We start from the raw sequence: 26,785 nt of genomic DNA, 5'->3' as shown, positions 1-26,785 counted from the left end.
GTTTATCAACTGAATGCGGAGTATCCGAACATGCCAAAGATGAAAACCAAAAGTGGTGCTGCTAAGCGGTTTCTGAAAACTGCTAACGGTATCAAGCACAAGCACGCTTTCAAGAGCCACATCCTGACCAAAATGTCGACCAAGCGTAAGCGTCAACTGCGCGGTAGCAGCTTGCTGCATCCGTCTGACGTGGCAAAAGTCGAGCGCATGCTGCGCCTTCGTTAATTTTTGGATCAAGAATAGAGGAAGTAACTCATGGCTCGTGTAAAGCGTGGCGTCATTGCCCGTAAACGTCACAAAAAAATTCTGAAACTTGCTAAAGGCTACTACGGCGCTCGCTCGCGCGTATTCCGTGTTGCCAAGCAAGCGGTAATCAAGGCAGGCCAATACGCCTACCGTGACCGTCGTCAGAAAAAACGTCAGTTCCGCGCTCTGTGGATTGCTCGTATCAACGCTGGTGCTCGTAATAACGGCCTGTCGTACAGCCGTCTGATCGCTGGCCTGAAAAAGGCGTCCATCGAGATCGACCGTAAGGTTCTGGCTGATCTGGCAGTGAACGAAAAAGCGGCGTTTGCTGCGATTGTCGAGAAAGCTAAAGCCACCTTGGCTTAAGTACCCCCGACAGTCATCCGGGCTCACCTTTCGTGAGCCCAGATGTTAAACGTCATAAATAGGGGAAGAGCCTTCAAGCTCTTCCCCTATTTTGTATCTGGAGTCTGTACATGGAAAACCTGGATGCGCTGGTTTCTCAAGCACTTGAGGCCGTGCAACACGCTGAAGACATCAATGCCCTGGAACAGATCCGGGTTCACTTCCTTGGCAAGAAGGGCGAGCTGACTCAGGTGATGAAGACCCTGGGCAACCTGCCTGCCGAAGAGCGTCCGCAAGTCGGTGCGCTGATCAACGTTGCCAAGGAGCGTGTAACAGAGGTTCTCAATGCTCGCAAAGCGGCTTTCGAGGAGGCGGAACTCAGCGCCAAGCTCGCCGCCGAGTGCATTGACGTCACTCTGCCGGGCCGTGGCCAGACCTCGGGCGGTCTGCACCCGATTACGCGGACCCTGGAGCGTATCGAACAGTTCTTCACTCATATTGGCTACGGCATCGCCGAAGGCCCTGAGGTTGAAGACGACTATCACAACTTTGAAGCGCTCAACATCCCAGGCCACCACCCGGCCCGGTCGATGCACGACACCTTCTATTTCAACGCGAACATGTTGTTGCGCACCCATACCTCACCGGTACAGGTCCGCACCATGGAGTCGCAGCAGCCGCCGATTCGCATTGTCTGCCCGGGCCGTGTCTATCGTAGCGACTCCGATATCACCCACTCGCCGATGTTTCACCAGGTCGAAGGCCTGCTGGTCGATCGTGACATCAATTTTGCCGACCTGAAGGGCACGATCGAAGAGTTCCTGCGGGTGTTCTTCGAGAAGGAACTGGCGGTGCGTTTCCGTCCTTCGTACTTCCCGTTCACCGAGCCTTCCGCCGAAGTCGATATGGAATGCGTGATGTGCAGCGGTAAAGGCTGCCGGGTCTGCAAGCAGACTGGCTGGCTGGAAGTCATGGGATGCGGCATGGTTCATCCGAACGTGCTGCGTATGTCCGGGATCGATCCGGAAGAGTTCCAGGGCTTTGCCTTCGGCATGGGCGCCGAGCGTCTGGCCATGCTGCGTTACGGTGTCAATGACTTGCGCCTGTTCTTCGACAACGACTTGCGGTTCCTTGCGCAATTTCGCTAGTCGCGCGTCCGTAACGAATCTATTAGGAGAGCAGGATGAAATTCAGTGAACAATGGCTGCGCGGCTGGGTTAGCCCGCAGGTAAGTCGTGACGAGCTGGTAGCCCGTCTATCGATGGCCGGTCTTGAGGTCGACAGCGTAACGCCGGCCGCCGGTGATTTCAGTGGCGTGGTAGTGGGCGAGGTGTTGAGCACCGAGCAACACCCGGATGCCGACAAGCTGCGCGTTTGCCAGGTCAGCAATGGTTCGGAAACCTTCCAGGTTGTCTGCGGCGCGCCGAACGTGCGCCCGGGCCTGAAGGTCCCGTTCGCCATGATCGGTGCTCAGTTGCCGGGCGACTTCAAGATCAAGAAGGCCAAGCTGCGTGGTGTGGAATCCAACGGCATGCTGTGCTCCCAGGCTGAGCTGCAAATCGGTGAGGGCAATGACGGCCTCATGGAGTTGCCGGTCGATGCGCCGGTGGGTGAGGACGTTCGCACCTACCTGAGCCTGGACGATGCCAGCATCGAGGTCGACCTGACCCCTAACCGCGGGGACTGCCTGTCCCTGGCCGGCATGGCCCGTGAAGTGGGTGCCTTGTACGCGGCCAAGGTGCAGCGTCCGGAAGTGCCGGCGATTCCTGCGGCGCATGACGAAGTGCGTCCAGTGGAAGTGCTGGCTCCGGCTGCCTGCCCACGTTACCTGGGGCGTGTCGTCCGCAATGTCGACCTGTCCAAGCCTACTCCGCTGTGGATGGTCGAGCGCCTGCGTCGCGCCGATGTGCGCAGTATCGATGCTGCAGTGGACATCACCAACTACGTGATGCTCGAACTGGGCCAGCCGCTGCATGCCTTCGATCTCGCCGAGATCAATGGCGGCATCCGTGTACGAATGGCTGAAGAGGGCGAGAAGCTGGTATTGCTCGACGGTCAGGAAGTGACCCTGCGCAGCGATACCCTGGTGATTGCCGACCATACCCGAGCCCTGGCGATTGCCGGCGTGATGGGGGGGGAGCACAGTGGCGTCACCGCCAATACCCGTGACGTATTTCTGGAAAGTGCCTTCTTCGACCAGATCGCGGTTGCTGGCAAGGCACGCTCCTATGGCCTGCATACCGATGCTTCCCATCGCTATGAGCGTGGTGTGGACTGGCAGCTTGCTCGCGAAGCCATGGAGCGGGCTACTGGCTTGCTGCTGGAAATCACGGGCGGCGACGCGGGGCCGATCATTGAAACGCTCAGCGAGCAGCATCTGCCATCCGTTGCGCCTGTCACCTTGCGCGCTGAACGCATCACTCAGATGCTGGGCATGGAAATCGACGGCCTCGAGGTAGAGCGTTTGCTCACCGCCCTGGGCCTGACTGTAACTGCCGATGGGGCAGGGCAGTGGCGTATTGAGGTGCCGAGCCATCGCTTCGATATCAGTCTTGAGGTTGACCTGATCGAAGAGCTGGCACGTCTTTATGGTTACAACCGTCTTCCGGTTCGCTATCCGCAGGCTCGTCTGGCGCCTCAGGCCAAGGCCGAGGCCGAGGGTGACCTGCCTGCTCTGCGTCGTTTGCTGGTTGCTCGTGGCTATCAGGAAGCGATCACCTACAGCTTCATCGATCCGAAGCTGTTCGAACTGTTCAACCCAGGCGTCGAACCGCTGTTGCTGGCCAATCCGATTTCGGCCGACATGGCAGCCATGCGTTCCTCTCTGTGGCCGGGCCTGGTCAAGGCGCTTCAGCACAACCTGAACCGTCAGCAGGATCGTGTCCGCATGTTTGAAAGCGGCCTGCGTTTTGTTGGTCAGCTGGAAGGTTTGAAGCAGCAGCCGATGCTGGCAGGTGTTGTATGTGGCAGCCGCTTGCCTGAAGGCTGGGCGCAAGGTCGCGATGGCGTGGACTTCTTCGACGTCAAGGCGGATGTCGAAGCGGTACTGGGTTTTGCCGGTGCTCTTGATGCATTCACCTTTGTGCCGGGCAAGCATCCAGCGCTTCATCCTGGTCAGACGGCTCGCATCGAGCGTGACGGTCGTGAAGTCGGTTTCCTGGGGGCTATTCACCCAGAGCTGGCGAAGAATCTCGGCCTGGACCGCCCTGTCTATGTGTTTGAACTGGTCCTGAGTGAAGTGGCTCAAGGGCGTTTGCCGAAGTTCCATGAGCTGTCGCGCTTCCCGGAAGTGCGTCGCGACCTGGCATTGCTGGCGGATCGTGACGTGGCGGCCAGCGCCGTTCTGGACGTAATCCGTGAAAATGCAGGTGAGTGGCTGACAGACCTAAGGCTGTTTGACGTCTATCAGGGTAAAGGCATTGATCCTCATAGAAAAAGCCTTGCCGTCGGCTTGACCTGGCAGCATCCATCGCGCACTCTTAACGACGATGAGGTGAACTCTACGACGCAAAATATCCTCACCTCGCTCGAACAAAGGTTGAACGCCACGTTAAGGAAGTGACGTATGGGGGCTCTGACGAAAGCTGAAATGGCCGAACGTCTCTACGAAGAGCTAGGCCTGAATAAACGCGAGGCCAAGGAATTGGTCGAGCTATTCTTTGAAGAAATCAGGCACGCTCTCGAAGATAACGAACAGGTCAAATTGTCCGGTTTCGGTAACTTCGACCTTCGGGATAAACGCCAGCGTCCTGGCCGCAACCCGAAAACGGGTGAAGAAATCCCGATCACGGCGCGCCGTGTGGTCACCTTTCGTCCAGGGCAGAAGTTGAAGGCCCGAGTTGAGGCTTATGCTGGAACCAAGTCATAACGACGAGCTCCCGGTCATTCCGGGCAAGCGCTACTTCACCATTGGTGAGGTCAGTGAGCTCTGTGCGGTCAAACCGCATGTGCTGCGTTATTGGGAGCAGGAGTTTCCTCAACTCAACCCCGTCAAGCGCCGCGGAAATCGCCGGTATTATCAGCGCCAGGATGTGCTGATGATCCGGCAGATCCGCGCGTTGCTTTATGACCAGGGGTTCACCATTGGCGGGGCGCGCCTGCGTCTTTCCGGCGATGAGGCCAAAGACGATACCACCCAGTACAAGCAACTGATCCGTCAGATGATCTCTGAGCTGGAAGATGTGCTTGTGGTGCTAAAAAAGTAATTCTCTGTTTTAAATACTTCCACTTTTCAAAAGCTTGCGGTATATTCCTCAACGTTTCCTGAGAAGTGAAACAGGTTTCACGCCTAGTCGGGGCGTAGCGCAGTCCGGTAGCGCACTAGCATGGGGTGCTAGGGGTCGAGTGTTCGAATCACTCCGTCCCGACCATATTTTCTGATTTAAATCAGACACTTAAGCCGATCATCTAGATCGGCTTTTTTGTGCCTGCGCAAAACCCGCGCAATAATCGCGCAAAACTATTCGGTAATTTCGCTGATATTTAGGTTTGGAATTGCTTCTGACCAAACAATTTCGGCGTGGTCTTCCTGGTAGTTTTGGGTCATCGTCTCGCTGGAGTGGCCGGCGATCTTCTGACCATCCTTTCCGGCTTTCTGATACAGGTGCAGTGACAGCGCCCGCACTTCATGGAAGCCCGGCATTTCCTCCTCTTTCCATCCCTTGTAGCAACCCGCCGCTTCCCGGGCCTCTTTGAAGGCCCGCGTCAAATATCGTTCTTCGACCTGCGTCCAGTGTTCCTTCAACGTCGTCAGCCCGTGCACTCTGACCTCACATGCTTGTGGAGAGGTGCGATCGATGCGATAGGACGTCGGCGCCGAGAACGTTATCGGTAGAGTGAGATTTGTAGGAATGGGAATAGCACACAAAATACTGGTTGCATGTACAGTATTTTGTTGAGATAGTGATCCTACTCCTCGTGTTCCAAAGTAGTGAAAGCCAGCTTGCTGCTGGTACTGAGCTCTTGGATCGAGTGAAAGCCCTGAGCTTCTAGCCATCGCCTTTGAGCGACATGAATGCGGAATTTCCCGCAGCCAATCATTCCATTCAAAGGTAACAAAATGAACGCAGTAACTATGGGTAAGCACTTCACTACACTGCTCCCGAACGGGATTGTGGAGATTGTATCGGCAGCACAAAACACTGGTGGTCTGATCATCCAGACCGGTCTGATCGCCCCCTCGAGCGGTACCGTTGATCTATATGTAGGGCCGACCGGTTCTTCCCTTGCCGATTCAGCAATCATCTTCTCCGGCAACGGTTCTCATATCACGAATAGCAACTCGGAGGTTGTTATGCCATACCCGATTCGCATCCCTGCGGGCAAAGCGCTGTGGACATACTCGTCTACTCCGGGTGGCGCAATCGCATTGACATGGGATTTGCTGGCTTAACGGTGCCACCTGATCCATAAGCCTGGATGAAATAGAAAAGCCCGGACCTGTGCCGGGCTTTTTTGTGCCTCTGAGGAAAGCCGCTACCGAAGTGGACGTTTTCCCGGATGTCTTTCGGATTCCCTGCAGCGAGCGCAGCCTCACGGAAGGCCTGGCTACTGATAAGCCGGCAAGTGCAGTACAACGGAAAAACACCGGCAGCCCGCGCACCCTTACCTCACCATGCTGTCGGGGTGGCGCGAGACTGGTCCTGGCGAGATCGATGCAACGGGGCGTCGACGCTGGTCTTTGGCAGACAGCGCAGGAAGACGCGTGCACCTATTCAGGCCCTGGCATCCGCCGGGGCGTTTTCGTTTATGCGCAAGTGCGATAACCTCGGCGTGGCCATTTGGCATTATCTGCAGAGGGATATGAATGCGCAGGAACAAAGATATCGCGTTGCAGTTGCTGAACATCTTGGCTGAAGAACCTGGCGGGTTCGCCATCCAGCGCTACGAACTGCGCCAGGAGTTCGTCAACAGCGCTTTGAGTTCAGGCCTCGGCATTTCAGACCTGCGGAGGGTGGCCGACTATCATCTTCACATTCTCGAAACGGCAGGCTTCGTAAAATTAACCAAAGATGAAGAGATAAAAGGGTGGTCCCAATCCGATTACTTTCAAATGACTTGGGCAGGACATGACTATCTAGAGTGCAACTCTCCTGGGTACATCCCCGAAAAGTGACCATCTGTTGAAGTTTTCAAGTTGGCCCTCCGACATTGCGCGGCGCTTTATGTTTTGTGAAGTGAACACAGCTAGGGTGGGCCTGGACGCGGTATTTGGACTGCCCCCGGTACGATAGACATCCCCGGCCTACGCTTTGAGCATAGGAGGAAGTCTATGAGCACCCAGCGATTCACCCCGGAATTCAAGGCCGAAGCCGTCAGGCAGATCATCGAACGCGGATACTCAGTGGCAGAAATTGCCGCACGCCTCGGCGTCTCTACTCACAGCCTCTACAAATGGGTAAAGGCCGTCACTCCCGACAAGTCGGAGAAGCAAGCCAGCGAACTACTGGAAGCCAAGAGCGAAATCTTGCGACTGCGGGCCCAGATGCGTCGCCTTGAAGAGGAGCGGGATATTTTAAAAAAAGCCGCGCGGTACTTTGCCAGGGAGCCCGAGTGAAGTACCGCTTCATGAACGAGCATCGCCATCAGCACGCAATTACCACAATGTGCAAAGTACTGCGGATTGCTCGTGCTGGGTTCTATCAATGGCTGCACAAGCCCGTTTCCGACCGCGATCAGGACAATCACCGACTGCTCCAGTTGATTCGCAGTTCCTACGCGGCAAGTCGCGGTGTTTATGGCGCACGACGTGTCTTTGGCGATCTTCGGGAAGCGGGCGAAACCTGCGGTAAGCACCGTGTTGCTCGTTTGATGCGCACGCACAAGATCAAGGCACTGCGTGGCTACAAGGCCCCCCGGCCGATCACCGGGCGGCCTTCAATCATCGCTCCCAACCATCTCAATCGGGAGTTCACCGTCGACGCCCCCAATAAGGCGTGGGTGACCGACATTACCTACATTCGAACCTGGCAAGGCTGGCTGTACTTGGCAGTGGTAGTGGATCTGTATGCGCGCAAGGTGGTTGGATGGTCTATGAAGCCAACGCTGGCTCGCGAACTTGCCTTGGACGCCTTGCTTATGGCGCTTTGGCGGCGAAAACCGAAAACGCGCGTCATCGTACATTCCGATCAGGGCAGCCAATACGGTAGCGATGACTGGAAGCGTTTCTGCGCTGCCAACAACCTGGAGCCCAGCATGAGCCGACGTGGAAATTGCTGGGACAATGCGGTAGCCGAGACCTTTTTCAGCAGCTTGAAGAAAGAGCGCATCCGCAAACGCATCTACAAAACCCGAGACTTGGCCCGGGCCGACTTATTCGACTACATCGAGGTTTTCTACAACCGAACCCGTCGCCATAGCCACTTGGGTGGCGTCAGCCCCGAGGCCTTTGAAAGCGCCTTGTTATGAGGCTGGGAAATGTCTATTGGAATGAGGGTAGTCCACGTCAGATTTACTGTGTTCATAGTTGTGGACTGAATCCGCGCTCGTGGAATTCAATTTTCCTGCGCGGTTGATTGGGTTCCCAAGGAGTAGCTGTGACCGGGTTCCAATCTGGGGCTTGGTGCCCGGATTGATGAGCGGGTTCGGCCTGGCTTGCTAGGTTATCGGCTCGATGGGGGGGAGGGCGCACGGGTGGCAACTACTCCTGCCACGTCCATGACTTGGCGCTTGTTGCGGCTGGCTCACTCTGCCTAGTGGAGGGTGGCAATGCGCCGGTTTTCGCCAATCCTGATTCGGTCCAGCGCTCGGTTGAGTGCGTCCAGGGCATTGAGCAAGGCTTGTGCCTCGGTTTCCCGACCCTGACCCCAGAGGCGCTCGGCCATCTTGTTCAAGGCCTGGATGGAGCGCTCGATATCGGCGGCAGTGACTGCCTTGGCATCCTCCGGCTCTTTTCTAGGCATGGGCTGAGGCCTCGATTGTGGTTTGTTGGCGAACTGGATGATGGGTTTGCCAGTGTTCGGTTTCCGGTTCGGTCTGGCGAGATTCATGGAAGGCCTGTCACTGACGACATTTCAAGGCCGCGGCTTGTATGTCGGAGGCGCTACCGACGTTGACGACGCTCATGCTGTCGGCGCCAAGTTCGGCTGCTTTATTGAAGGCCATATTCAGCGCGTCCCCGTTGGAGGAGCCCTTCACGGTAAATGCCGTCAGAACCTTGCAGGCCTGTGCCGAGGAGGCCGTCACCAGATCGACCTGCCTTCCTGCTTCCGTCAGTTGTGTGGTGCAAGCCGAGACCGAAGCCGCAGCGACGACAAGCAAGACAAGGCCACGCAGATTACGCATCACTGAACACTCCTGTCGACGAGGTTGCCGCCCTATCCCGGCCAGCCAGCCCCGGGCAATCATCGCGAGTACATCGCCCACCAGAACACATGGCCCAGGATCGAGATCTGCTGTTCCTGGATTTCGGCGAAGCTATAGTCTTCGTCCGGATGTTCATCCCGATTGAAGCTGCGCAGGCGCAGCCCGACCGGCAAACGGTAAACCTGCTTCACGCGCAACTGGCCATTGTGGTTGAGTGCATACATCTCCCCATCGACTACATCCTTCAGGGCATTCCTGCCGACGTTCACGCCAACGGTTGCGCCGTCGCGCAGCACCGGGACCATGCTGTTGCCGCTGACCGACACGCACTTGGCGTTGTTGAACTGCACGCCGTTCTGACGCAGATCTTTCTTGAAGAAGCGCAGCCGGGCGGTATCGCTTTCTTCGATGACAAACCGGCCCGAGCCTGCAGCCAGCTCCACCTCGTGAAGAAAGGGGACGTAGACCTCGTTGTCATCGAGCGGGGTCGCATCGTCCCAGGTCTCGATATCGTCCAAATGCACGCTTGGCTGGGTGCGTGCCGATGCGGTATCCGCGGCCTTGAGCATTTCTCCAACGCCTTCAGCGAGCCACATGGAGGAAACGCCGCATACCGAGGCAATCTGGGCGACAAAGGCCGTGGCCTTCGATTTGCCACGTTCCAGGTCGGAGATTGAGGTTTGGGTCAGGCCGGCACGTTCAGCGAGCTCTGTTTGATTGAGCTGGGCGTGGCGACGAGCTGTTTTGAGTCGATCTTTAAATTCCATCCGCCCAGTATTACGGGGGTTCCCATAAGCTTGCAAATGGGTATTCCTATATTGTACTATATGGGTGTTCCCGTAAGGGCGTCAGGCAGATAATCAAATGGATTTGCAGATGTTAAAAGAATGCAGATGTGGAAGTTGCAATCGACTTCTCGCTCGAGTGGGCGAGTTTACTGAGCTCCAGATCAAATGTTCCCGCTGTGGAACCTTGAATCATGTAAAGGCCGCGAGTCTCGAGCTATCGCCAGGAGCGGCCAGGTGTGACAGCGGCGTCGGTCATTGAGCCTGTGATGCAACGGCTCGTCCGGGCCAGAGGTCCGAACTGCTGTTGCATGACGGTTCCAGGCCACGCGTAGCGCTGTCGCAGTCATTATTGGAATGGGTGGAGCTCTCACGCCGTGGCGGTCATAACTGCGCGTTGAAGCTATCGCCCCCTTCGTGAAAGCCAAGAGCTTCGATTTCCTCGCCTTTGAGCGACATGCAGGCGGAATCCTCCGCATCCATCATTCGACTCAATAGGTAACAACATGGCTTGGATTCGATACGACTTTACCGATAACGGCTCTTCTGTACTGCCGGCTCGCTACTACATGGCGCCGAACCAGTATCTTCAATCCCCCAACAAGCGCTTCAAGCTGCTCTTCCAGCCCGATGGCAACCTGGCACTGTATGACGGCGCCCAGTTGGCATGGGTGGCTGACCAGAACACGCCGTTCACCAACGTGAGCAAGGGCAACAAGAAAGATCCGATGATGGTCTTCATGAACTACGGCTTTGTCCTGGATGACCCGCTGCGTGGCCGTATCTGGTCGACCACTCCGAGTGACCCCACCATGGGTTCGCGCGAAGATGCCTCGCTGCGTGCGTTCACCCAGCTTCAGGACGACGGGAACATCGTCACTGTCGACACCATCCCGCACTGGTATGCGCCCAATGGTCGTGTATTCACCCCGGCGGTGGGTACGGCAATGATCATCAGCGGTCCGGCCGAGCTGGTACCGGGCCAGCTCTACAGCGCTGGCGATCACGCTCTGGTCTTCCAGGGCGATGGCAACCTGGTGGTGTACGGGCCGAACTGGAGCGTGGTCTGGGCGACCTATACCCAGAACAAAGGTGGTGTGCGCTGCGTCATGCAGGCAGACGGCAACCTGGTGATCTACGCCGCGAACAATGCGGTCGTCTGGCAGAGCGGCACGGCTGGTCACCCCGGCGCAACCATCCGCCTGCAGGCCAACGGCAGTTTCACGATAGTGACCGAGCGGCCGATCTGGGCCCGCTTCGGCTATACCCCGACCATCAAGCCGCCGCGTGTGTTCTACCCCGATCACAAGTGGAAAACCGGTAGCTACACCTGGGACAACGTGTTCTAACGGCCTGCAAGAGGCCCCGCGACGATGCGGGGCTTCTACAGGCTTCACTCAAGGGCCCGGCAGGCTTGTTCTGCCGGGCTCTGCCCATTGGTGGCGCAGATTGAACGGGGTCACGAACGGGCAAGCGACAGCTGGCCTTCAAAGGCTGTGCGTTCAACCTTGAAAAACAGATTCTCCTGAGTACCGCCATTCACCTGCTTCAGGACGGTGTGCGACAACTGCCCGCCGATTTTCTCCATGGCTCGCTGTGAGCGGATATTCGAACCCGCAACATGGAACCAGACGGTGTCGACCCACTGAAAGGCGTGCCCGAGCATCAGGTACTTGAGTTCCTTGTTGGCACTGCCCCCCCATTTTTCGCGCGCCAGAAAGGTGTAGCCGATGGCAACTTCACGCTGGTCCTCGTTGAACTCGTAGTAGCGGGAGCTGCCTGCAACCTTGCCGCTGTCGCGGTCGATCACGATCAGGGTGCTCCTGGCCGCCAGTGCGTCGTCGAACCATTGGCGAAATACCGGCTCCTGATAGCGGGTCGAGCTTTGGTGCTGAGCCCAGATCAAGGGATCGCAGGCGACGCCATACAGCGCCGCGAAGTCCACGGCCTCAAGTGGGCGCAGTTCAAGTGATTCACCAACGAGCAGGGGCGAGAGGGGCAGCGATTGCATCAGTGATCTCCAAAGGACGAATGCATCTGTTTCGTTGCGCGAGGCTTGCTGGATGAGCAATATGCTCCGGTTGCATCACGGCTACGCGGGAGCCGGAACCTTAACAAGGCTCTGGCAGGCCTGAATAGCGCGGCACGGCTGCTGTTGGCCGCGAGTATCCCTGATCGGCCTGTGGCGCATCACCTGGTCAACCCCGCGCAATACTCAACAAGAGCGCGAGCGCTCTGAGCACATCAATGGATGGCAATGCGACGATGAAATACCCCATTAGCCTGTTGGCATGCACGCTCTTACTGGCCTCGCCCGCGTGGGCGCAGGGCAAGCGGGTGATTCCAGGTAGCGAGCAGGTCGAGGCGGGTTATCTCTCGTCGCAATTGTTGCTGAAGCCCTGTACGGACGTGACGACGCTGGGCTTCAGCGCGGACGACAGCGCCCTGCACGATGCCGCCGCCGCGCGCCAGGCCTTGCCTGCGGGAACCTGCAACGACGCAGCGCTGGTGGAGAAACTGTTCAAGGCGCGCTTTGTGCAGTACGGCTCGATCACGCAGGTGTTCACCCCGTGGCAATTGGCACGGCAGGTCGACAGGCAGAACCGCGCCATCAGCCGTTGCCCGGATACCCAATGCCTGGGCCGCGAGCTGGATGCAGTGATTGCCGCGCTGGCGCCGGTGTATCTCGGCGCCCGCCGGGCCTGGCCCAGGGGCAAGGGGCTGTGCGCCAGCGAGCCGGTGGACAGCCCGGCGAACCAGGCCCTGGCGGTTCTGGGCGCTGACACCCGTCAGCAGATCAATGCGCAATGCGCGCAGGAGGGGGTGATTGCCACAACCTGCCACGGCCCCCATGGCCAATTGCTGTTCTTGAGCTGTGGCATGAGCGGCAATCAGGTCAATTCAAGCCAATGGCTTTATCGTGCCGGCAAGGCACACGCCGAGCCGCTGTTCGCCGTCGAGGATGGCCCCCTGGGCGTACTGGCGACTTCCTGCAACGGCATGCCCGACCTGATGACCAGTGCACGGGTCAGTGCCGGGGAGCACAACGACACCTTCTACCGGTACGACGGCAAGGCCTATCAGCAGGTGTATTCCTACATCAGCACCTTTGTCGGCATCGATGCCAACGGCAATGACCTGGCCATCGCCCAGGCCGGCGCACTGGCCAAGGTCGCGTGCCGCTAGGGGCGCGCATTGCTCACAGCGCGCGGCAAAGATCAAGATTGACCTCCCTGGCCGACGCCCAGAAGATGCGGCCCTTCGTATCCAGTCTCGGGAGAGGGCATGCAGGCTCATGACGCTTACTTCACTATCGACGCCGAGGCGCTGCAGGACCGCTCCCTGGCCGAGCTGGCCGCCGGGCAGCCGCTGCCGCTGCGCTGCGCAGGGCTGGACCTGAGCGGCCAGGACCTGTCCCGCATCAGCCTGCCCGGCGCCTGGTTCGAACGCTGCCTGCTGACCGGCGCCGATCTCACCGCGGCCAACCTGATCAATACCCGCTGGACCAGCTGCCGCGGCGGCCAGGCCAACCTGCGTTCTGCAGTGCTTACCGATGCCCGTTTCGGACGCTGTGACCTGAACAACACGCAATGGCAGCGCAGCAAGGTGGCCCATGCAAGCTTCGATGGCTGCAAGCTCACCGGCGCCCACTTCGGCGACGTGTCGGCCCTGGGCCTGAGCTTTTCCGACTGCCTGCTCAACAGCGCCATGCTCTCGGGCATCTCGTTCTACAAGTCGCAGTTGCACAACATTGATTTCAGCGAAGCCGACCTGACCTACTGCGACTTTCGCAAGGCGGTGTTTGTCGACGGCGGCAGCCTGTCCATGGCCCGGGTCAACAATGCCCGCTTCGATGACGCCGACCTGCGCGAAGCCAGCCTGCATGGGCTGCGCCTGGTGGATGCCAAGCTGTTCAAGGGGGCGATCATTTCCCGCAGCCAGGCCGGCATGCTCCTGGCCGGGCTGGGCCTGACCGTGCTCTGACTAGAGCCCGGCCGCTGCGGGTTGGGCTTGCAGCAATTCGTCGAGCACCCCCATGAAGGCTTCCACCAACTGGCTGCGGCCCTGCTTGCGGGTCAGTACCAGCAACTGGGCGGTGGCGCTGGGGTCGGCGAGGGGGCGGTAAGTCACGCCTTTTTTCGCCAGGGTCTGGGTGCAGCGGGGCACCAGGGCAATGCCCTGGCCGGCGGCGACCAGGGCGATGATCGAGGTGATCTGCCGGCCGCTGGGGCCCGGGCGCAATGGCAGGCCGTTGCGTCGGTAGAGTTGTTCGATGGCTTCGTTGAGCCCCGAGCCGTAGTCGGCGGGAAACAGGATCAGCGGATGCTCGCTAAGCTCGGCCAGAGTCACTTGCGCCTGCGCGGCCAGGGGGCTGTCGCTGGAGATCGCCGCCACCAGCGGTTCGTCCCCCAGGGACAGGGACTGGATATCGCTCTGCTCGCTCGGCGGTTGCATGCGGCTCATGCCGATGTCGATGCGCCCGTCGACAATCTGCGACCACTGGCTGACCGAAGCACCTTCCACCAGGGTCAATTGCACGTCCGGGAAGCGCTGGGCGAAGGCCTGGATCGCCTGGCTGAACAGGTCCGAGAGGGCGATGGAACTGGCGTAGCCCAGGGCCAGTTGCCCGGCGCAACCTGCAGCCAGCTTGCCGGCCATGACCTGGGCCAGGTCCACCTGTTCCAGCACGGCCCGGGCGTACGGCAGGAAATGCCGGCCCTGGGCGGTGAGGGTCACGGTGCGGCTGGTGCGGTCGAACAGGCGAAACCCCAGTTCGGTTTCCAGGGCCGAAATCTGCCGGGTCAGCGGCGGTTGCGCCAGGTGCAGGCGCAGGGCGGCGCGACCAAAATGCAGCTCTTCGGCGACCGTCAGAAAATAACGCAACTTGCGTAGATCGAGCATCCTGTTCCCTGGGTATTGATCGGTCGGAATTCGGTATTGGTCTTGGCTTGGCGACGTATTTTATAAAGGCCTTTGGTCATAAAACGAGAGGTTTCATGAATTCGCGTCAGCATTGTGCGCGCATCGCCCTGTTTCTGTGTGGTTGTGCGGCATTTCTCAACCTGTATGCGACCCAGGGCATTCTCCAGGAATTTGCCCAGAGCTTTCAGGTGAGCATCCGGGAAGCCGGCTGGAGCATCACCGTCACCACCCTGGCGGTGGCCCTCACTGCGCCCTTTGTCAGCCGCTTTACCGGGCGTTTCGATCAGCGCCGGGTGATTGTGGTGGCCGCGCTGTTGCTGGCGGTGCCGGCGGGGCTGGCGGCCTATGCCGGCAGTTTTACCCAGCTGCTGGTCTGGCGCCTGGTGGAGGGCATGCTGATCCCGGTGGTGTTCGCCACCAGCGTGGCCTACATCGGCGACCGCTGGAGCGGCGGCACCGTGACCGAAGTCACCAGCCTGTATGTCGCCGGCACCGTGCTGGGCGGCTTTGCAGGGCGTTTTGTCACCGGTTTCATGACCGAATACGTGGGCTGGCGCGAAGCCTTTGCCTTGCTCGCGGGCCTGAGCCTGCTGATCGGGGTGGCCATTCATTTGCTGCTGCCGGCCAACCCGCCCCTGACCGCGCCCCGGGCATCCGGCGGCCTCAGTGCCCTGCGCGAGCTGTGCCGGCGGCCCTTGCTGGCAGCGTACGGCGTGGGCTTCTGCGTGCTGTTCTCGCAAGTGGCCACCTTTACCTACGCCGGGCTCTACCTGAGCCAGGCGCCGTTCGACCTGGGGGCCGCAGCCCTGGGCGCGATCTACAGCGTGTTCCTGCTGGCCCTGGTGGTGATCCCCATCGCCGGGCGCCTGAGCAAGTCGCGGCCCCAGGCCGAGCTGCTGGTGGCTGCGGCGTTGCTCGGGGTCTGCGGTTCGGCCCTGACCCTGCTGCCGTCGCTGTGGCTGATCGTGCTGGGCCTGGCCCTGAGTTCCACCGGGGTGTTCCTGGCCCAGGCCGCCGCCAACTCCTTTACCACCGCCACCGCCCGCCACAACAAGGCCGGCGCCGTGGGCCTGTACCTGACCTGCTACTACCTGGGCGGCAGTTTTGGCGCCGTGGTCCCGGCCCTGCTCTGGAGCCATTGGGGCTGGCAGGGCTGCGTGGCGCTGATCGTGCTGTTCCAACTGCTGTCGCTGCTGATTGCCTGGGGCGGCTGGAAGCCCCTCGAACCCCAAACCCCGGTCGCGGCTCGCGAACCGTCCAACCCGATAGATTCATCATCCAACAAGGAATACGTGAGGTGACCATGAATAACGTACTGACCCGGCAGAGCCAGTTGCTGAAGATTGTCGAACCTGTGTTGAACGACATGCCGGCCAGTGTCTTGAAGCATGCGCTGTTCGAGGCGTTCTGGAGCGAAGAGGGCGCCCTGGTGGACATCGAGCATGCCTTCGAGAAGCTCACCTCTCGTCGCCACGAGCCGGCGGTGCTGCGCAAGTTCTTCGCCAGCTGGTCGAAGACCAACAACTCCGCCACCAGTGTGTCCGGGCTGGCCAACCGCATCACCTTGCTGGCCCGCTCCGGGCAGGGCTCGGAAGCCGCCGACGGCCTGTACCGGGCCTGCGGCAGCCTGCAGCGGATCACCGATGAAGACCTGGGCGCCCTGGGCAATACCCTGCATTCGGACCTGTTCTACAACATGGCCACGCCGATCTGCGGTGATGACCAGTGGCTGCTCAAGGAAAACTGCCTGCCCTCGGCCCAGGGCTTCAAGGACTGGACGGATTTTCGCCGCCTGCGTGACCGCGACCTGCTGCAGGGGCTGCTGACCACCCTGATCCACGAGGTCTACACCCACGGCGAAGTGGAGTTCATCCACCCGCTGTACAAGCAGTGGTTCGTCCGCGACATGGGGGTGCCGGCAGAGAAGGCGCGCACCACCGTGGCCTGGGTCACGGTGCACACCGGCGGCACCGAGAGCAATCACTTCGCCCATGCGGTGGCGGCGGTCAACGAGTTCGTCGATGCCATGCAGGTGCGGGTCGACCCGCAGGCCGCGCGGGAAATCTTCGCCGAATACCTGCAGCGCAAGGCTCGGGTAATGCGCGACTGTGCCCAGCTGTTGCGTTGATGGCTCCGGCCCGGCCCCGGCAACGGGGCTTGTGGCTGACCCAGGCTCGCCTATCCTGTTGCTGATTGACCCTTCCTTTTCATTTTGCAGCCTGCCTCGACAATGAATGACCTGAACCATCACGCCTCCCCGGAGGCATTGCCGGCGTCCGATGTGTCGGTGCGCCGCCGTTCCCTGGTGGCCGGTTGCGGCGCCCACGCGGTGCATGACGGCCTGACTGACGTGATCTATGTACTGCTGCCGATCTGGCAGGCGCAGTTCGCCATGAGCTACGCCCAGATCGGCCTGCTGCGCGGTGCCTATTCCGGGATGATGGCCGGCTTCCAGTTGCTGGCCAGCCGTGGAGCCAAGCGCTGGGGGCGCGAGCGCCTGCTGGTGGGGGGCACTGCCCTGGCCGGGCTGGCCTACCTGCTGGCGGGGCAGGCCGGGGGGCTGGGGGTGCTGCTCCTGGCGCTGCTGCTGGGCGGCCTGGGGGCCAGTACCCAGCACCCGCTGGCGTCCTCGATCATCACCGACACCCACGAGGCTGGCGGCGGGGTCAAGGAAGCGCTGTCCCAGTACAACTTCGCCGGGGACATCGGCAAGACCCTGATTCCCGGGTTGGTGGGGCTGCTGCTGACCGTGATCAGCTGGCGTGCCAGCGTGACCCTGATCGGCCTCCTGGGGCTGGCCGCTGCGCTGGCGCTGTGGTGGCTGATCCCGTCCCGGGCGGCGACCCTGGCCATGCAGGAAAAGGCGCCGAAGACGGTCAAGGGCCAGGGCTCGGTCGGCGGCCTGCGGGCACTGATCCTCACCGGCACCCTGGACAGTGCGGTACGCATGGGTTTCCTGACCTTCCTGCCGTTCCTGCTCAAGGCCAAGGGCGCCGGCACCGCCGGTATCGGCCTGGCCCTGACCCTGCTGTTCGTCGGTGGCGCTTTCGGCAAGCTGCTGTGCGGTTACCTCGGGGCGCGCATCGGCATGATGAAGACCGTGTGGATCACCGAGTTCACCACCGCCAGCCTGATCGTGCTGGCGGTGTTCCTGCCCTATGTGGGGTTGATGGTGATGCTGCCGCTGCTGGGGCTGGCGCTGAACGGCACCTCGTCGGTGCTCTATGGCGCGGTGCCGGACCTGGCGGGGGCGGGCAAGCGCGAGCAGGCGTTCTCGCTGTTCTACACCGGCACCATCGGCGGCGGGGCACTGGCGCCGGTGCTGTTCGGCAGCCTCGGCGACGTCACCGGGATTCCCCTGGCGGTGATGGCCCTGGCCGCGACCCTGCTGCTGACCCTGCCGCTGTCCTGGTACGTGCAGCGTGGCCTGGACGCCGATGCCCGGTCCTTGCCCAGCCCCGGCTGAGGTCCCGCCAATGCATTGAAAGCGCAGGCCCGGAGCGGGATTGTCCGGGCCTGCTGCTTGCTGGTGGAGCGCTAGCCGCGCAGGCGCCATTCGGGCCCCGCGGCAGGGGCCGGCAGCGGCGCTGCCAGGGTCCTGGCCAGTTCGACGAAGCGCTCCAGGCAGCGCGACCCCAGGGGCGTGCGCCAACTGACCGTCTGTTCCAGTACATAGGGCTCGGCCAGCGGCACATAGACCACCCCGGGACGCTGCAGGGTCGCGGTGTAGTCGGGCACCACGGCCACCCCGCGCTCCGCCGCCACCAGGGACACCAGGGTGGTCATCTGTGACGCCGTGGGCCCCAGGCGCGGGATGATCCCGCTGTGGGCGCAGAGGTCCTCCAGGGCGGTGTTCAGGGCCGATCCGTAGGCGCTGGGAAAGGTCACGAAGGATTCCTCCGCCAGTTCGCAAAACCCCAGGCTGCTCCTGCCGGCGAAGGCGCTGCGCGACGGCACCGCCACCACCAGGGAATCGCGCGAACTCACCAGCGACTGCAAACCGTGGGCCGGCAAGTTGGGCGCCCCCCAGCCAAAGCCGATATCCAGGCTGCCATCGATCAACTGCTGGCGCTGGCTGGCGGTGGACACCTCGCGAAACGCCAGCTCCACCTCCGGCAGGCTGCGGCTGGTGTTGCGGATCATCTCGGAGAAAGCGTTGGACAGGGGAATCGAGCTGGCATAGCCGATGACGATACGGCCGATGGCGCCATGGGCGATCTTGCGCGCGGTGGCCTCGGCCTCGCCGACGGCACTGATCACCCCCCGGGCCTGCTGCAGGAACAGTTCGCCCTCCGGGGTCAGGCACACGGTGCGGGTCGAGCGTTCGAACAGGCGGATGCCCAGGCGCGCCTCCAGGGCGGCGATATGCCGGGTCAGCGGCGGTTGGGCGATCCGCAGGCGCAGGGCGGCGCGGCCGAAGTGCAATTCATCGGCAACGGTGACGAAATAACGCAGACGACGGAGCTCTAGCATTTCTTGTTTTTCCAGTATCAATCACGACGCAAACAGTATTGGCCGCTATTTGCGACTGTCATCAGAATGTAAGACGACCAGCCTAGACCAGCTTTCCAGGTTGCCGGGGGCACATGGGTACAGGCTCGGTTCACTCTGTTTTCCGATTGTTTTCGCAGGTATAAAAATGACAAGCAGCGAAGCCACGGCCGTCCGTTTTTCCTTGTCCCAGCGTGCGCTGGGCCTCAGTGCTCCAGGCACCTCGAGCATGCGCAGCAAAGCCAACGCCCTGAAGGAAAGCGGGATCAAGGTGATCAATTTTGCCGCCGGCGAATTGTCCTTCGATGCCTGCGAGGACATGCGCGCCGGGGCCATCGAAGCCATCGCCAATGCGCGCAACCGCTACACCCCGCCCATCGGCCTGCCGGCCCTGCGCGAGAAGCTCGCGCAACGGGTCAGCCAGCGCACCGGGGTGGAGTTCGCCGCCAATGAAGTGGCGGTCACCGCCGGGGCCAAGCAGGCGCTCTACAACGCCTGCATGGTGCTGCTCAACCCCGGGGACGAGGTGATAGTGCCCACCCCGTACTGGGAAACCTTTCCCACCCAGATCCGCCTGGCCGGCGCCACCCCGGTGTGCGTCCAGACCCGCGCCGACCACTACCGGCTGACGGTGGACGCGGTGCGTGGCGCGCTCACCGAGCGCACCCGGATGATCGTCATCAACACCCCCAACAACCCCACCGGCACCGTCTATGAACGCGAGCAACTGCTGGCCATCGCCCAGTTGGCCCAGGAGCGGCAACTGTGGGTGATGTTCGACGAGTGCTATCGCGGCCTGGTGCGCGAAGGCCACGAGCACCACAACATCCTGGCGCTGTGCCCGGCATTGAAAGGGCAGACGGTGCTGATCGATTCCTTCTCCAAGAGCCAGGCGGTGACCGGCTGGCGGGTCGGCTACGCCTGCGCCCCGGCGCCGGTGATCGCGGCCATGCACAACCTGCAGGGGCACACCACCTCAAACCCCAGCAGCCTGTCCCAGTACGCCGCGCTCAATACCCTGAACGCCGATTCGTCGCACTTTGCCGACCTGGTCAACCCGTTCCTGCAACGCCAGCTGCACGCCGCACGCACCTACCTCGACCGCCTGGAAGGGGTGAGCTATGCGCCGCCGGAAGGCGCCTTCTACCTGTATATCGATGTCTCTTCCCGGCTCGGCGGCTACTACCACGGCGAAGCGGTGCGCGATGTGGATCACCTGGCCGACCTGCTGCTGACCGAGGCGCACATCGCGGTGGTGCCCGGCTCCGGTTGTGGCGACCCCCACTGCATCCGCATTTCCTACGCCGTGGAATATGAGGAACTGATCGAGGGCCTGGGCCGTTTCGCCCAGTTCATCTCGGCGATCGTCATCGACTGAAGCGGCTCCCGGCAGCCCAGCCCCCAGCGGGATCAAGCCCGTTCCCGAGCCCGCCGTGGCCCGGGCCGGCGTCGTTCATCTTGTTGTCCGTGAAGTGAAGAACAATTACAGGAGAAAAACATGGAGAGTTCCCGCAAGGAGTTCATCGGCTACGTGCACCAGGCCCTGGTGGATGTCGAGGACCGCAACCTGGTGGAGGCCCTGCTGACGGGCTTTGAAAACCACCCCGACAAGCTGGACGGCTACTGCCTGACCTACCAGCGCATGACCTCGCGCAAGTGGTCCGAGGACTCGCTGTGCACCTTTTTCTGCGGCTGGCGCAGCCCGGATGGCGCGGCCCATGCGGTGTCCAGCATCATCGTGCGGCTGCTGCAGGAGTCCGAGGACCTGCCCGGTGATGACAACAAGCTCAAGCTGCTGGAGGCGGCCCGGCACTGCGGCGAGATCATCGTCGAGGACGTCGGCCTGGGCGAGATGCACGGCCATCCCCACCATTCCAAGCTCTACCACCGCATGGCCTCGGCCATCTGCGGCTCGGACAACTGGCGCCTGCAGGACAAGTACCTGAACCCCATCACCAAGGAGTTCTCCACCTGGGTCGGCGAGAAGCGCCCGCTGGCTCCGAACCTGGTGGAAGCCCTGGAGATGATGGCCCTGACCGAGCTGTTCAACACCGGCGAGTACAACCTGATGACACCGCTGTGGAAGAACTGGCTGCGCGAATCCTGCGGTTACCCCGCCGGGGAAGCCAACCGCATCGCCGGCTTCCTCAGCGTTCACTGCGGCGCCGTCGAGGCCCGGCATTTCCGCCACGCCACCGACGCCCTGAAGCTCTACACCCAGGCCACCGGCCAGCAGGTCAACTACCGGCGCATCGCAGCGCTGTCCGATGAGTACGTGCTGCGCGCCTGCCAGCACCTGGAGAAGATGGCCTCCGTACTCAAGGAATAAGCGCCTGCCAACCAGGCCGGGCAGGGCGCCTGCCCGGCACCGCAGGCCGGACCCTCATTCATTTATTGGAGAACTACCCACATGCGTCTTGAATCCGACTCGATGGGTTCCATTTCGGTACCGTCCAACAAGTACTGGGGAGCCCAGACCGAACGCTCCATCCACAACTTCCCCATTGGCCGTGCACGCTTCCAGTGGGGGGCGCCGATGATCCGCAGCATGGGCATCCTGAAGAAGGCCGCGGCCCTGGCCAACCTCAAGCTCGGCGAGCTGCCGGAAGCCATTGCGCTGCCCATCGTCAAGGCGGCGGATGAGGTGATCAGCGGGCAACTGGACGAGCATTTCCCGCTGGTGGTGTTCCAGACCGGTTCCGGCACCCAGTCCAACATGAACGCCAACGAAGTGATCGCCAACCGGGCCATCGAGATGCTCGGCGGCGAGCTGGGCAGCAAGAAGCCGATCCACCCCAACGACCACGTCAACCGTGGCCAGTCGTCCAACGACACCTTCCCCACGGCGATGTACATGGTGGTGGTGACGGAGATCTTCGAAACCCTGCTGCCGGGCGTCTCGGTGCTGCGCGACACGCTGTTCGAGAAGGCCGAGCAGTACCGCGATGTGGTCAAGGTCGGACGCACCCACTTGCAGGACGCCACCCCCATCACCCTGGGCCAGGAGATCGGTGGCTGGGTCGAGCAGATCGACTACGCCCTGGCGGCCATCCAGCACAACCTCACCGGCCTCTACGACCTGGCCATCGGCGGCACGGCGGTGGGCACCGGGCTCAACTCCCATCCGCAGTTCGGCGACGAATGCGCCCGGGTCATCGCCGAGCTCACCGGCTACCCGTTCAAGTCCTGCGCCAACAAGTTCTTCGCCCTGTCGGCCCACGATGCCCTGGTCAACACCTCGGCGGCGATCCGCACCCTGGCCATGGCCCTGATGAAGATCGCCAACGACGTGCGCTGGCTGGCCAGCGGGCCGCGCTGCGGCATCGGCGAGATCGACATTCCAGAGAACGAGCCGGGCTCCTCGATCATGCCGGGCAAGGTCAACCCGACCCAGTGCGAGGCGCTGACCATGGTCTGTACCCAGGTCTTCGGCAACGACGCCACCGTGGCCTTCGCCGGCAGCCAGGGCAATTTCCAGCTCAACGTCTACAAGCCGGTGATGGTGCACAACGTGCTGGAAAGCATCACCTTGCTGGCCGAGTCCTGCCGGGCCTTCAACGACCACTGCGCGGTGGGCATCGAGCCGAACCGGGCGCGCATCGAGGCCAATATCGAGAAGAACCTGATGCTGGTGACCGCCCTCAACCGCCACATCGGCTATGACAAGGCCGCGATCATCGCCAAGACCGCCCACCACGAGGGCAAGTCGCTGCGGGAAGTGGCCCAGCAGCTGGGCTATGTCTCGGCGGCGGATTTCGACCGCTACGTGGTGGCCCTGGACATGACCCACCCCTGAGCGAACCCGGTGTTCCCCAACCACAAGAGGCGTGTGAATCCCATGCAGGAAGCTGATATTCGCCGAACCAACCTGAGCCAGTTGCTGCGCCGCAAGCGCTGCCTTCGCGTGCTCGAAGCCCACAGCCCGATCTCCGCCCTGCTGGCGGAGCAATCCAGGCTGGAGCGGGGCAGCGGACCGAGCCTGGTCTACGACGCCATCTGGTCCAGCTCCCTTACCGACTCGACCCACAAGGGCCTGCCGGACATCGAGATCCTCTCGCCGAGCAACCGCTTGCACGGCATCCGCGAGATCTTCGATGTGTGTTCGTTGCCGATGATTTTCGACGGCGATACCGGGGGCAAGGCCGAGCACTTCGCCATCCACGTGAAGATGCTGGACCGGGCCGGGGTCTCGGCGGTGGTGATCGAGGACAAGTGCGGGCTGAAGAAGAACTCGCTGTTCGGCAACGCGGTGAGCCAGCTCCAGGACTCCATCGAGGAGTTCTGCGAAAAGATCCGCGTGGGCTGCGCCAACCGCAGCCACGAGGATCTGCTGATCATCGCCCGTTGTGAAAGCCTGATCCTCGACAAGGGCATGGACGATGCCATCGAGCGCTGCCTGGCCTATGTCGCGGCCGGCGCCGACGGGATCATGATCCACAGCCGCAAGAAGGACGGCCTGGAGATCCTCGAGTTCGCCCGGTTGTTCCGCCGCCACTGCCCGCGGGTGCCGCTGATCTGTGTGCCCACCAGCTACGCTCACTTGAGTTTCGACGAGCTTGAGGGGGCCGGCTTCAACGCGGTGATCTACGCCAACCACATGCTGCGCAGTGCCTACATGGCCATGCGTGATGTGGCGGTGGGGATTCTCGAGCATGGCCGGACCCTGGAGGTGGAGCCGCGATGCCTGGGCATCGACGAGATCCTCGACCTGGTGCCGGGCACCCGTTAGGCACTCGCGGCCAACCCCCTTCGCAGGGCCGTGGAACGGGCGTGCTTTATCCGATTCCACTCCGAGATTCGGAACGTTCTGAATTCAGAATTTTCCTACAGACGCTGTGGGGGGCGCTGTCTAGACTTGCTCCCCGTTCGCCCGGCCAGCTACCACAGGCAACACGCTGAATGGCGGTGGTTGGTCAGGGCGGGCTGCAACACGGCTGTACCTGCCTGCCCGGTCCATGTTTCGCCTACTGCCCAGGCTGACCGGGTTGGTTCTACAGCGTGGGGCACTCATGGCCCCGGTCCCCGCATCCCCTCAACATCTCATCGCCCCAGCCCCCTGATACCCGGCCATCGCCAGTGGCTCAGGGCAAGGTCTGGGCGCGGGCCAGGCTCGGTGCCTGCGCGCCATCCTCCCAGGCACCACCCAGGGCCCGGAACAGATTTACCTCGGCCAGCAACTGCGCCAGGCGGTCGTTGATCAGCCCTTGCTGGGCGCTGAACAGCGAGCGCTGGGCATCGAGGAACACCAGGTTGCTGTCGACGCCGATGCGGTAGCGGTGCTCGGCCAGGTTGTAGTAGTCCTGGCTGGCCTGCACCAGGCTGTGCTGGGCACTCAGTTGCTGCTGGAAGGTCTGGCGCGCGGCCAGGCCGTCGGCGACCTCCTGGAAGGCGGTCTGGATGGCCTTTTCATACTGGGCGACGCTGATGTCCTTCTGCAGCCGGGCGTAATCCAGGCTGGCCCGCAGGCTGCCGGCATTGAAGATCGGCAGGTTGATCTGCGGCTGGAAGGTCCAGGCCCCGGCACCGCCCTTGAACAGCCCGGACAGCTCCTTGCTGGCGCTGCCGGCGTTGGCGGTCAGGCTGACGCTGGGGAAGAACGCTGCACGGGCCGCGCCTATATTGGCGTTGGCGGCCTGCAACTGGTACTCGGCCTGGAGAATGTCCGGGCGCCGCTGCAGCAGGTCCGAGGGCAGGCCCGCGGGCACCTGGGCCAGCATGCCCTCGGCCAGCCCGCGCCGGGGCAGGGCGTCGGGCAGCGGCGCCCCCACCAGCAGCGTCAGGTTGTTCAGGTCCTGGGCCACCTGGCGCTGGTAGCGGGCCAGGCTGGCGCGGGCACTGTCGACGCTGGTGCGGGCCTGGGCCACATCCAGGGCCGAGATCTTGCCGGCGCTGCCATTGCGGGCGGTCAGGCGCAGGCTCTGTTCGTCCGCGGCCAGGGTCTTGCGGGTCAGCTCCAGCAACTCCTGGTCGGCACACCAGCTCAGGTAGGCCGTGGCGACATTGGCCACCAGGCTCAACTGCGCGCTGCGCCGTGCCTCTTCGCTGGACAGGTAGGTCATCAGCGCCTGCTGGCTGAGGCTGCGGATGCGCCCGAAGAAGTCCAGCTCATAGGCACTGATGCCCAGGTTGGCGGAGTAGCTGGAGCTGATCAGTGCCTTGCTGCCGGTCATCTGTTCCGGCAGGCGCTGGCGCTTGCCCGAGACGCCGGCGCTCACCGCCGGGAACAGGTCGGCACGCTGGATGCGGTACTGGGCCTGGTAGGCCGCGACATTCAGCGCCGCCACTCGCAGGTCGCGGTTGTTCTGCAGGGCGCTGTGAATCAATTGCTGCAGCAACGGGTCCTGGAACAGTCCCTGCCAGTCGGCCCCCGGGTTGCCGGCAGCGGGGGCGAAGGCTGCGCCCTGTGGGTACTGGGGCGCCACGGGAGCGGTCGGGCGCTGGTAGTCCGGGGCCAGGGAGCAGCCGCCGAGGGCCAGGGCCAGGGCCGCCAGGGTCAGTGGGGAATTACGCATTGATCAGCCTCGTGACAAGGACATCCTGATGGCGGACAGCCAGGGGCGTGCGGGCGGTTTCAGGCGCCGACCATCCACTTGGCCAGCCCGTGACGGCCGCTGACCCCGAGCTTGGCTGCGGCGCGCTTGAGGTAGGTTTCCACCGAGCTGTTCTTGACGCTCAGGCGCTGGGCCATTTCCGGCACGGTGCCGCCGGTCAGCAACCCCAGGCAGACTTCCTTTTCCCGCGCCGAGAGGGTGATGTCGCCCAGGGACAGGCGCTCATCGAACTCCCGTTGCAGCGGTGTCTGCTGCAAGGCATCGGCGGGCTTGGCACTCCAGCTGCGCAAGTTCTTCAGGGCCTGTTGCCGGTGCAGTTGGGCGTGGCGTTCCAGCAACGGCAGCAGGGTCTGCGACAGGCTCTTGAGAAACGACAGTTCGGACAGGGAAAAGCCGCCCTGGTCGGGAGCCCGGTAGAGGGCGATGACACAGCGGCGATTGGCTTTGCGCGAGACCAGGTGGCATTGGTGCGCGGTGGTGCGGGAAGGGCCGCTGCGGGCCTGGGCATTCATTTGAATCAGCAGCGAGTCGTCCATTTCCAGCATCTGCTGCAGCAGCGGGTCATGGCGTCGCGGCGGCTCCGGCAGTGGCAGGTCCTTGTGCAGCCCGGCGCGCCCCAGCAGGGTAATGGCCAGGGGGCTGGCCTGGCGTTCGTCCAGGGTCCATTCGCTGAGTACCAGTTGGGTCAGAGGCACCAGCTTGTCCACCAGTTGCAGCATTTCGCTGGCGAACTGCGGGTGGCCGGAGCTGGAAATCAACTGCCCCAGTTCGAAGTAGAAGTGCGGGGTTTCCAGGTTCGCAATACTGCTGGTCAGACTCATATCCTTATCATCCTTGATCGAGACAAATCGCTGATCGACGCGCGCTTGCCGCGGCATGCCGTGGCAGATTCCCGATGAACCTGATCCAGTTCCCGGGCGTTGATTTAAGCCTATGGCTTTGCCTGGCGTCTGTAGGGGGAAACCGGGACATCATGGCCCTGCCAGGGCCTCGCCAAGGCTCTGGGTCAAGCCCTTGCGACGGCCCCGTCGCGCCCGCCGGCGGGGTGTTTCCCTGCGTCAAGGTTGCCCGAGGGGCAAGCCTGCGGTGGAACGCAAAAGCCCTCCGCCAGGCCATGAGCGTCGTTCACGCGTAGCCAAT

The 26,785-nt window shown here is 62.0% G+C and carries 28 protein-coding genes, 1 tRNA gene and 1 pseudogene; 21 read left to right on the top strand and 9 right to left on the bottom strand.

Features of this window, described 5'->3' with window-relative positions:
• The first annotated feature begins 30 nt into the window (after nt 1–30).
• From rpmI to ACUXVH_RS26095, 7 genes are all read left to right on the top strand, one after another.
• Nucleotides 31–225: a 50S ribosomal protein L35 gene (gene rpmI / locus ACUXVH_RS26125; RefSeq protein WP_002553160.1), complete on the top strand. Its 195-nt coding sequence runs from the start codon at nt 31–33 to the stop codon at nt 223–225.
• Between the two features lie 30 nt (nt 226–255).
• On the top strand, nt 256–612 hold the full coding sequence (gene rplT / locus ACUXVH_RS26120; RefSeq protein ID WP_011060418.1) for a 50S ribosomal protein L20: 357 nt from the start codon (nt 256–258) through the stop codon (nt 610–612).
• A 110-nt stretch (nt 613–722) separates the two neighbouring features.
• Nucleotides 723–1,739, top strand: coding sequence for a phenylalanine--tRNA ligase subunit alpha (gene pheS, locus ACUXVH_RS26115; protein WP_011060419.1), 1,017 nt, complete (start codon nt 723–725; stop codon nt 1,737–1,739).
• A gap of 35 nt (nt 1,740–1,774) precedes the next feature.
• Nucleotides 1,775–4,153 (top strand): phenylalanine--tRNA ligase subunit beta, encoded by a 2,379-nt coding sequence (gene pheT / locus ACUXVH_RS26110; RefSeq protein WP_065363489.1) that lies wholly within the window; start codon nt 1,775–1,777, stop codon nt 4,151–4,153.
• Nucleotides 4,154–4,156: 3 nt separating this feature from the next.
• The gene (ihfA, locus tag ACUXVH_RS26105; protein ID WP_002553164.1) at nt 4,157–4,459 is read left to right on the top strand and encodes an integration host factor subunit alpha; all 303 of its coding nucleotides are present in this window, start codon (nt 4,157–4,159) and stop codon (nt 4,457–4,459) included.
• Nucleotides 4,440–4,796, top strand: coding sequence for a MerR family transcriptional regulator (locus ACUXVH_RS26100; protein ID WP_007920509.1), 357 nt, complete (start codon nt 4,440–4,442; stop codon nt 4,794–4,796). The genes ihfA and ACUXVH_RS26100 overlap by 20 nt, the downstream gene beginning before the upstream one ends.
• Before the next feature lie 88 nt (nt 4,797–4,884).
• Nucleotides 4,885–4,961: transfer RNA gene (locus ACUXVH_RS26095), tRNA-Pro, on the top strand.
• A gap of 89 nt (nt 4,962–5,050) precedes the next feature.
• Here the strand turns inward: ACUXVH_RS26095 and ACUXVH_RS26090 are convergent.
• A pseudogene (locus ACUXVH_RS26090) lies at nt 5,051–5,332 on the bottom strand (integrase); the annotation flags it as partial.
• 318 nt (nt 5,333–5,650) lie between these two features.
• On the opposite strand from ACUXVH_RS26090, the gene ACUXVH_RS26085 reads away from it, so the two are divergent.
• From ACUXVH_RS26085 to ACUXVH_RS26075, 3 genes are all read left to right on the top strand, one after another.
• Nucleotides 5,651–5,983, top strand: a complete 333-nt coding sequence (locus ACUXVH_RS26085; protein WP_141679899.1) for a hypothetical protein — start codon at nt 5,651–5,653, stop codon at nt 5,981–5,983.
• A gap of 414 nt (nt 5,984–6,397) precedes the next feature.
• Nucleotides 6,398–6,706 (top strand): DUF2513 domain-containing protein, encoded by a 309-nt coding sequence (locus ACUXVH_RS26080; RefSeq protein WP_065363492.1) that lies wholly within the window; start codon nt 6,398–6,400, stop codon nt 6,704–6,706.
• Between the two features lie 156 nt (nt 6,707–6,862).
• Nucleotides 6,863–7,998, top strand: a protein-coding gene (locus ACUXVH_RS26075; RefSeq protein ID WP_220803016.1) for an IS3 family transposase whose coding sequence is annotated in 2 segments (ribosomal slippage) — nt 6,863–7,115 and nt 7,115–7,998 — 1,137 coding nt in all. Because the reading frame shifts where the segments join, the coding sequence is not laid out codon by codon here.
• 284 nt (nt 7,999–8,282) lie between these two features.
• Here the strand turns inward: ACUXVH_RS26075 and ACUXVH_RS26070 are convergent.
• From ACUXVH_RS26070 to ACUXVH_RS26060, 3 genes are all read right to left on the bottom strand, one after another.
• Nucleotides 8,283–8,492, bottom strand: coding sequence for a hypothetical protein (locus tag ACUXVH_RS26070; protein WP_011060426.1), 210 nt, complete (start codon nt 8,490–8,492; stop codon nt 8,283–8,285).
• 97 nt (nt 8,493–8,589) lie between these two features.
• Nucleotides 8,590–8,874 carry a hypothetical protein gene (locus tag ACUXVH_RS26065; protein ID WP_019094684.1) on the bottom strand — a complete coding sequence of 95 codons (285 nt, stop codon included), beginning with the start codon at nt 8,872–8,874 and terminating at the stop codon, nt 8,590–8,592.
• Between the two features lie 59 nt (nt 8,875–8,933).
• The gene (locus tag ACUXVH_RS26060; RefSeq protein ID WP_011060427.1) at nt 8,934–9,662 is read right to left on the bottom strand and encodes an XRE family transcriptional regulator; all 729 of its coding nucleotides are present in this window, start codon (nt 9,660–9,662) and stop codon (nt 8,934–8,936) included.
• Nucleotides 9,663–9,771: 109 nt separating this feature from the next.
• Between ACUXVH_RS26060 and ACUXVH_RS26055 the strand changes: the two genes are divergently transcribed.
• Both ACUXVH_RS26055 and ACUXVH_RS26050 read left to right on the top strand, forming a co-directional pair.
• Nucleotides 9,772–9,942: a Com family DNA-binding transcriptional regulator gene (locus tag ACUXVH_RS26055; RefSeq protein WP_072444854.1), complete on the top strand. Its 171-nt coding sequence runs from the start codon at nt 9,772–9,774 to the stop codon at nt 9,940–9,942.
• A gap of 244 nt (nt 9,943–10,186) precedes the next feature.
• Nucleotides 10,187–11,029 carry a putidacin L1 family lectin-like bacteriocin gene (locus ACUXVH_RS26050; protein ID WP_011060428.1) on the top strand — a complete coding sequence of 281 codons (843 nt, stop codon included), beginning with the start codon at nt 10,187–10,189 and terminating at the stop codon, nt 11,027–11,029.
• A 110-nt stretch (nt 11,030–11,139) separates the two neighbouring features.
• Here ACUXVH_RS26050 and ACUXVH_RS26045 read toward each other — a convergent pair whose 3' ends face one another.
• Nucleotides 11,140–11,691, bottom strand: a complete 552-nt coding sequence (locus ACUXVH_RS26045; protein WP_053157395.1) for a GNAT family N-acetyltransferase — start codon at nt 11,689–11,691, stop codon at nt 11,140–11,142.
• A 254-nt stretch (nt 11,692–11,945) separates the two neighbouring features.
• Here ACUXVH_RS26045 and ACUXVH_RS26040 point away from each other — a divergent pair, with 254 nt between their 5' ends.
• Complete coding sequence (locus tag ACUXVH_RS26040; RefSeq protein ID WP_254616247.1) at nt 11,946–12,866, top strand: hypothetical protein; 921 nt, start codon at nt 11,946–11,948, stop codon at nt 12,864–12,866.
• Nucleotides 12,867–12,965: 99 nt separating this feature from the next.
• Nucleotides 12,966–13,664 (top strand): pentapeptide repeat-containing protein, encoded by a 699-nt coding sequence (locus ACUXVH_RS26035; protein ID WP_065363495.1) that lies wholly within the window; start codon nt 12,966–12,968, stop codon nt 13,662–13,664.
• Here ACUXVH_RS26035 and ACUXVH_RS26030 read toward each other — a convergent pair whose 3' ends face one another.
• Nucleotides 13,665–14,582: a LysR family transcriptional regulator gene (locus tag ACUXVH_RS26030; RefSeq protein WP_011060434.1), complete on the bottom strand. Its 918-nt coding sequence runs from the start codon at nt 14,580–14,582 to the stop codon at nt 13,665–13,667. It abuts the gene before it with no gap.
• Between the two features lie 95 nt (nt 14,583–14,677).
• On the opposite strand from ACUXVH_RS26030, the gene ACUXVH_RS26025 reads away from it, so the two are divergent.
• The 3 genes from ACUXVH_RS26025 to ACUXVH_RS26015 all read left to right on the top strand — a co-directional run bounded on the left by ACUXVH_RS26025 (nt 14,678) and on the right by ACUXVH_RS26015 (nt 18,069).
• Nucleotides 14,678–15,904, top strand: a complete 1,227-nt coding sequence (locus ACUXVH_RS26025) for an MFS transporter (RefSeq protein WP_011060435.1) — start codon at nt 14,678–14,680, stop codon at nt 15,902–15,904.
• Nucleotides 15,905–15,906: 2 nt separating this feature from the next.
• Nucleotides 15,907–16,731 (top strand): hypothetical protein, encoded by an 825-nt coding sequence (locus ACUXVH_RS26020; protein ID WP_011060436.1) that lies wholly within the window; start codon nt 15,907–15,909, stop codon nt 16,729–16,731.
• 102 nt (nt 16,732–16,833) lie between these two features.
• A complete protein-coding gene (locus ACUXVH_RS26015) occupies nt 16,834–18,069 on the top strand; it encodes an MFS transporter (RefSeq protein WP_065363496.1) in 1,236 nt (411 codons plus the stop codon).
• 71 nt (nt 18,070–18,140) lie between these two features.
• Here the strand turns inward: ACUXVH_RS26015 and ACUXVH_RS26010 are convergent, their stop codons facing one another.
• Nucleotides 18,141–19,076 (bottom strand): LysR substrate-binding domain-containing protein, encoded by a 936-nt coding sequence (locus ACUXVH_RS26010; protein WP_065363497.1) that lies wholly within the window; start codon nt 19,074–19,076, stop codon nt 18,141–18,143.
• Nucleotides 19,077–19,242: 166 nt separating this feature from the next.
• Between ACUXVH_RS26010 and ACUXVH_RS26005 the strand changes: the two genes are divergently transcribed.
• The 4 genes from ACUXVH_RS26005 (at nt 19,243) to aepX (ending at nt 23,823) form a co-directional block, all read left to right on the top strand.
• Nucleotides 19,243–20,472: a pyridoxal phosphate-dependent aminotransferase gene (locus ACUXVH_RS26005; RefSeq protein WP_019094691.1), complete on the top strand. Its 1,230-nt coding sequence runs from the start codon at nt 19,243–19,245 to the stop codon at nt 20,470–20,472.
• A gap of 120 nt (nt 20,473–20,592) precedes the next feature.
• The gene (locus tag ACUXVH_RS26000; RefSeq protein WP_015634930.1) at nt 20,593–21,423 is read left to right on the top strand and encodes a hypothetical protein; all 831 of its coding nucleotides are present in this window, start codon (nt 20,593–20,595) and stop codon (nt 21,421–21,423) included.
• Between the two features lie 81 nt (nt 21,424–21,504).
• Complete coding sequence (fumC, locus tag ACUXVH_RS25995) at nt 21,505–22,890, top strand: class II fumarate hydratase (protein WP_065363498.1); 1,386 nt, start codon at nt 21,505–21,507, stop codon at nt 22,888–22,890.
• Between the two features lie 42 nt (nt 22,891–22,932).
• Nucleotides 22,933–23,823, top strand: coding sequence for a phosphoenolpyruvate mutase (aepX, locus tag ACUXVH_RS25990; RefSeq protein WP_011060442.1), 891 nt, complete (start codon nt 22,933–22,935; stop codon nt 23,821–23,823).
• A gap of 352 nt (nt 23,824–24,175) precedes the next feature.
• Here aepX and ACUXVH_RS25985 read toward each other — a convergent pair whose 3' ends face one another.
• Complete coding sequence (locus tag ACUXVH_RS25985) at nt 24,176–25,606, bottom strand: efflux transporter outer membrane subunit (RefSeq protein WP_011060443.1); 1,431 nt, start codon at nt 25,604–25,606, stop codon at nt 24,176–24,178.
• A 59-nt stretch (nt 25,607–25,665) separates the two neighbouring features.
• On the bottom strand, nt 25,666–26,466 hold the full coding sequence (locus tag ACUXVH_RS25980) for a helix-turn-helix transcriptional regulator (RefSeq protein ID WP_011060444.1): 801 nt from the start codon (nt 26,464–26,466) through the stop codon (nt 25,666–25,668).
• Nucleotides 26,467–26,785 lie beyond the last annotated feature (319 nt).

Source organism: Pseudomonas sp. 8(2025), assembly GCF_052665325.1.
The sequence above is the reverse complement of the archived record's forward strand: the minus strand, read 5'-3'. Positions and strand labels throughout refer to the sequence as shown.

What these genes read in the sequence shown, in the direction of transcription:
- rpmI (WP_002553160.1), top strand. Translation starts at nt 31, where the DNA reads ATGCCAAAGATGAAAACCAAAAGTGGTGCTGCTAAGCGGTTTCTGAAA.
- rplT (WP_011060418.1), top strand. Translation starts at nt 256, where the DNA reads ATGGCTCGTGTAAAGCGTGGCGTCATTGCCCGTAAACGTCACAAAAAA.
- pheS (WP_011060419.1), top strand. Translation starts at nt 723, where the DNA reads ATGGAAAACCTGGATGCGCTGGTTTCTCAAGCACTTGAGGCCGTGCAA.
- pheT (WP_065363489.1), top strand. Translation starts at nt 1,775, where the DNA reads ATGAAATTCAGTGAACAATGGCTGCGCGGCTGGGTTAGCCCGCAGGTA.
- ihfA (WP_002553164.1), top strand. Translation starts at nt 4,157, where the DNA reads ATGGGGGCTCTGACGAAAGCTGAAATGGCCGAACGTCTCTACGAAGAG.
- ACUXVH_RS26100 (WP_007920509.1), top strand. Translation starts at nt 4,440, where the DNA reads ATGCTGGAACCAAGTCATAACGACGAGCTCCCGGTCATTCCGGGCAAG.
- ACUXVH_RS26085 (WP_141679899.1), top strand. Translation starts at nt 5,651, where the DNA reads ATGAACGCAGTAACTATGGGTAAGCACTTCACTACACTGCTCCCGAAC.
- ACUXVH_RS26080 (WP_065363492.1), top strand. Translation starts at nt 6,398, where the DNA reads ATGCGCAGGAACAAAGATATCGCGTTGCAGTTGCTGAACATCTTGGCT.
- ACUXVH_RS26070 (WP_011060426.1), bottom strand. Translation starts at nt 8,492, where the DNA reads ATGCCTAGAAAAGAGCCGGAGGATGCCAAGGCAGTCACTGCCGCCGAT.
- ACUXVH_RS26065 (WP_019094684.1), bottom strand. Translation starts at nt 8,874, where the DNA reads ATGCGTAATCTGCGTGGCCTTGTCTTGCTTGTCGTCGCTGCGGCTTCG.
- ACUXVH_RS26060 (WP_011060427.1), bottom strand. Translation starts at nt 9,662, where the DNA reads ATGGAATTTAAAGATCGACTCAAAACAGCTCGTCGCCACGCCCAGCTC.
- ACUXVH_RS26055 (WP_072444854.1), top strand. Translation starts at nt 9,772, where the DNA reads ATGTTAAAAGAATGCAGATGTGGAAGTTGCAATCGACTTCTCGCTCGA.
- ACUXVH_RS26050 (WP_011060428.1), top strand. Translation starts at nt 10,187, where the DNA reads ATGGCTTGGATTCGATACGACTTTACCGATAACGGCTCTTCTGTACTG.
- ACUXVH_RS26045 (WP_053157395.1), bottom strand. Translation starts at nt 11,691, where the DNA reads ATGCAATCGCTGCCCCTCTCGCCCCTGCTCGTTGGTGAATCACTTGAA.
- ACUXVH_RS26040 (WP_254616247.1), top strand. Translation starts at nt 11,946, where the DNA reads ATGAAATACCCCATTAGCCTGTTGGCATGCACGCTCTTACTGGCCTCG.
- ACUXVH_RS26035 (WP_065363495.1), top strand. Translation starts at nt 12,966, where the DNA reads ATGCAGGCTCATGACGCTTACTTCACTATCGACGCCGAGGCGCTGCAG.
- ACUXVH_RS26030 (WP_011060434.1), bottom strand. Translation starts at nt 14,582, where the DNA reads ATGCTCGATCTACGCAAGTTGCGTTATTTTCTGACGGTCGCCGAAGAG.
- ACUXVH_RS26025 (WP_011060435.1), top strand. Translation starts at nt 14,678, where the DNA reads ATGAATTCGCGTCAGCATTGTGCGCGCATCGCCCTGTTTCTGTGTGGT.
- ACUXVH_RS26020 (WP_011060436.1), top strand. Translation starts at nt 15,907, where the DNA reads ATGAATAACGTACTGACCCGGCAGAGCCAGTTGCTGAAGATTGTCGAA.
- ACUXVH_RS26015 (WP_065363496.1), top strand. Translation starts at nt 16,834, where the DNA reads ATGAATGACCTGAACCATCACGCCTCCCCGGAGGCATTGCCGGCGTCC.
- ACUXVH_RS26010 (WP_065363497.1), bottom strand. Translation starts at nt 19,076, where the DNA reads ATGCTAGAGCTCCGTCGTCTGCGTTATTTCGTCACCGTTGCCGATGAA.
- ACUXVH_RS26005 (WP_019094691.1), top strand. Translation starts at nt 19,243, where the DNA reads ATGACAAGCAGCGAAGCCACGGCCGTCCGTTTTTCCTTGTCCCAGCGT.
- ACUXVH_RS26000 (WP_015634930.1), top strand. Translation starts at nt 20,593, where the DNA reads ATGGAGAGTTCCCGCAAGGAGTTCATCGGCTACGTGCACCAGGCCCTG.
- fumC (WP_065363498.1), top strand. Translation starts at nt 21,505, where the DNA reads ATGCGTCTTGAATCCGACTCGATGGGTTCCATTTCGGTACCGTCCAAC.
- aepX (WP_011060442.1), top strand. Translation starts at nt 22,933, where the DNA reads ATGCAGGAAGCTGATATTCGCCGAACCAACCTGAGCCAGTTGCTGCGC.
- ACUXVH_RS25985 (WP_011060443.1), bottom strand. Translation starts at nt 25,606, where the DNA reads ATGCGTAATTCCCCACTGACCCTGGCGGCCCTGGCCCTGGCCCTCGGC.
- ACUXVH_RS25980 (WP_011060444.1), bottom strand. Translation starts at nt 26,466, where the DNA reads ATGAGTCTGACCAGCAGTATTGCGAACCTGGAAACCCCGCACTTCTAC.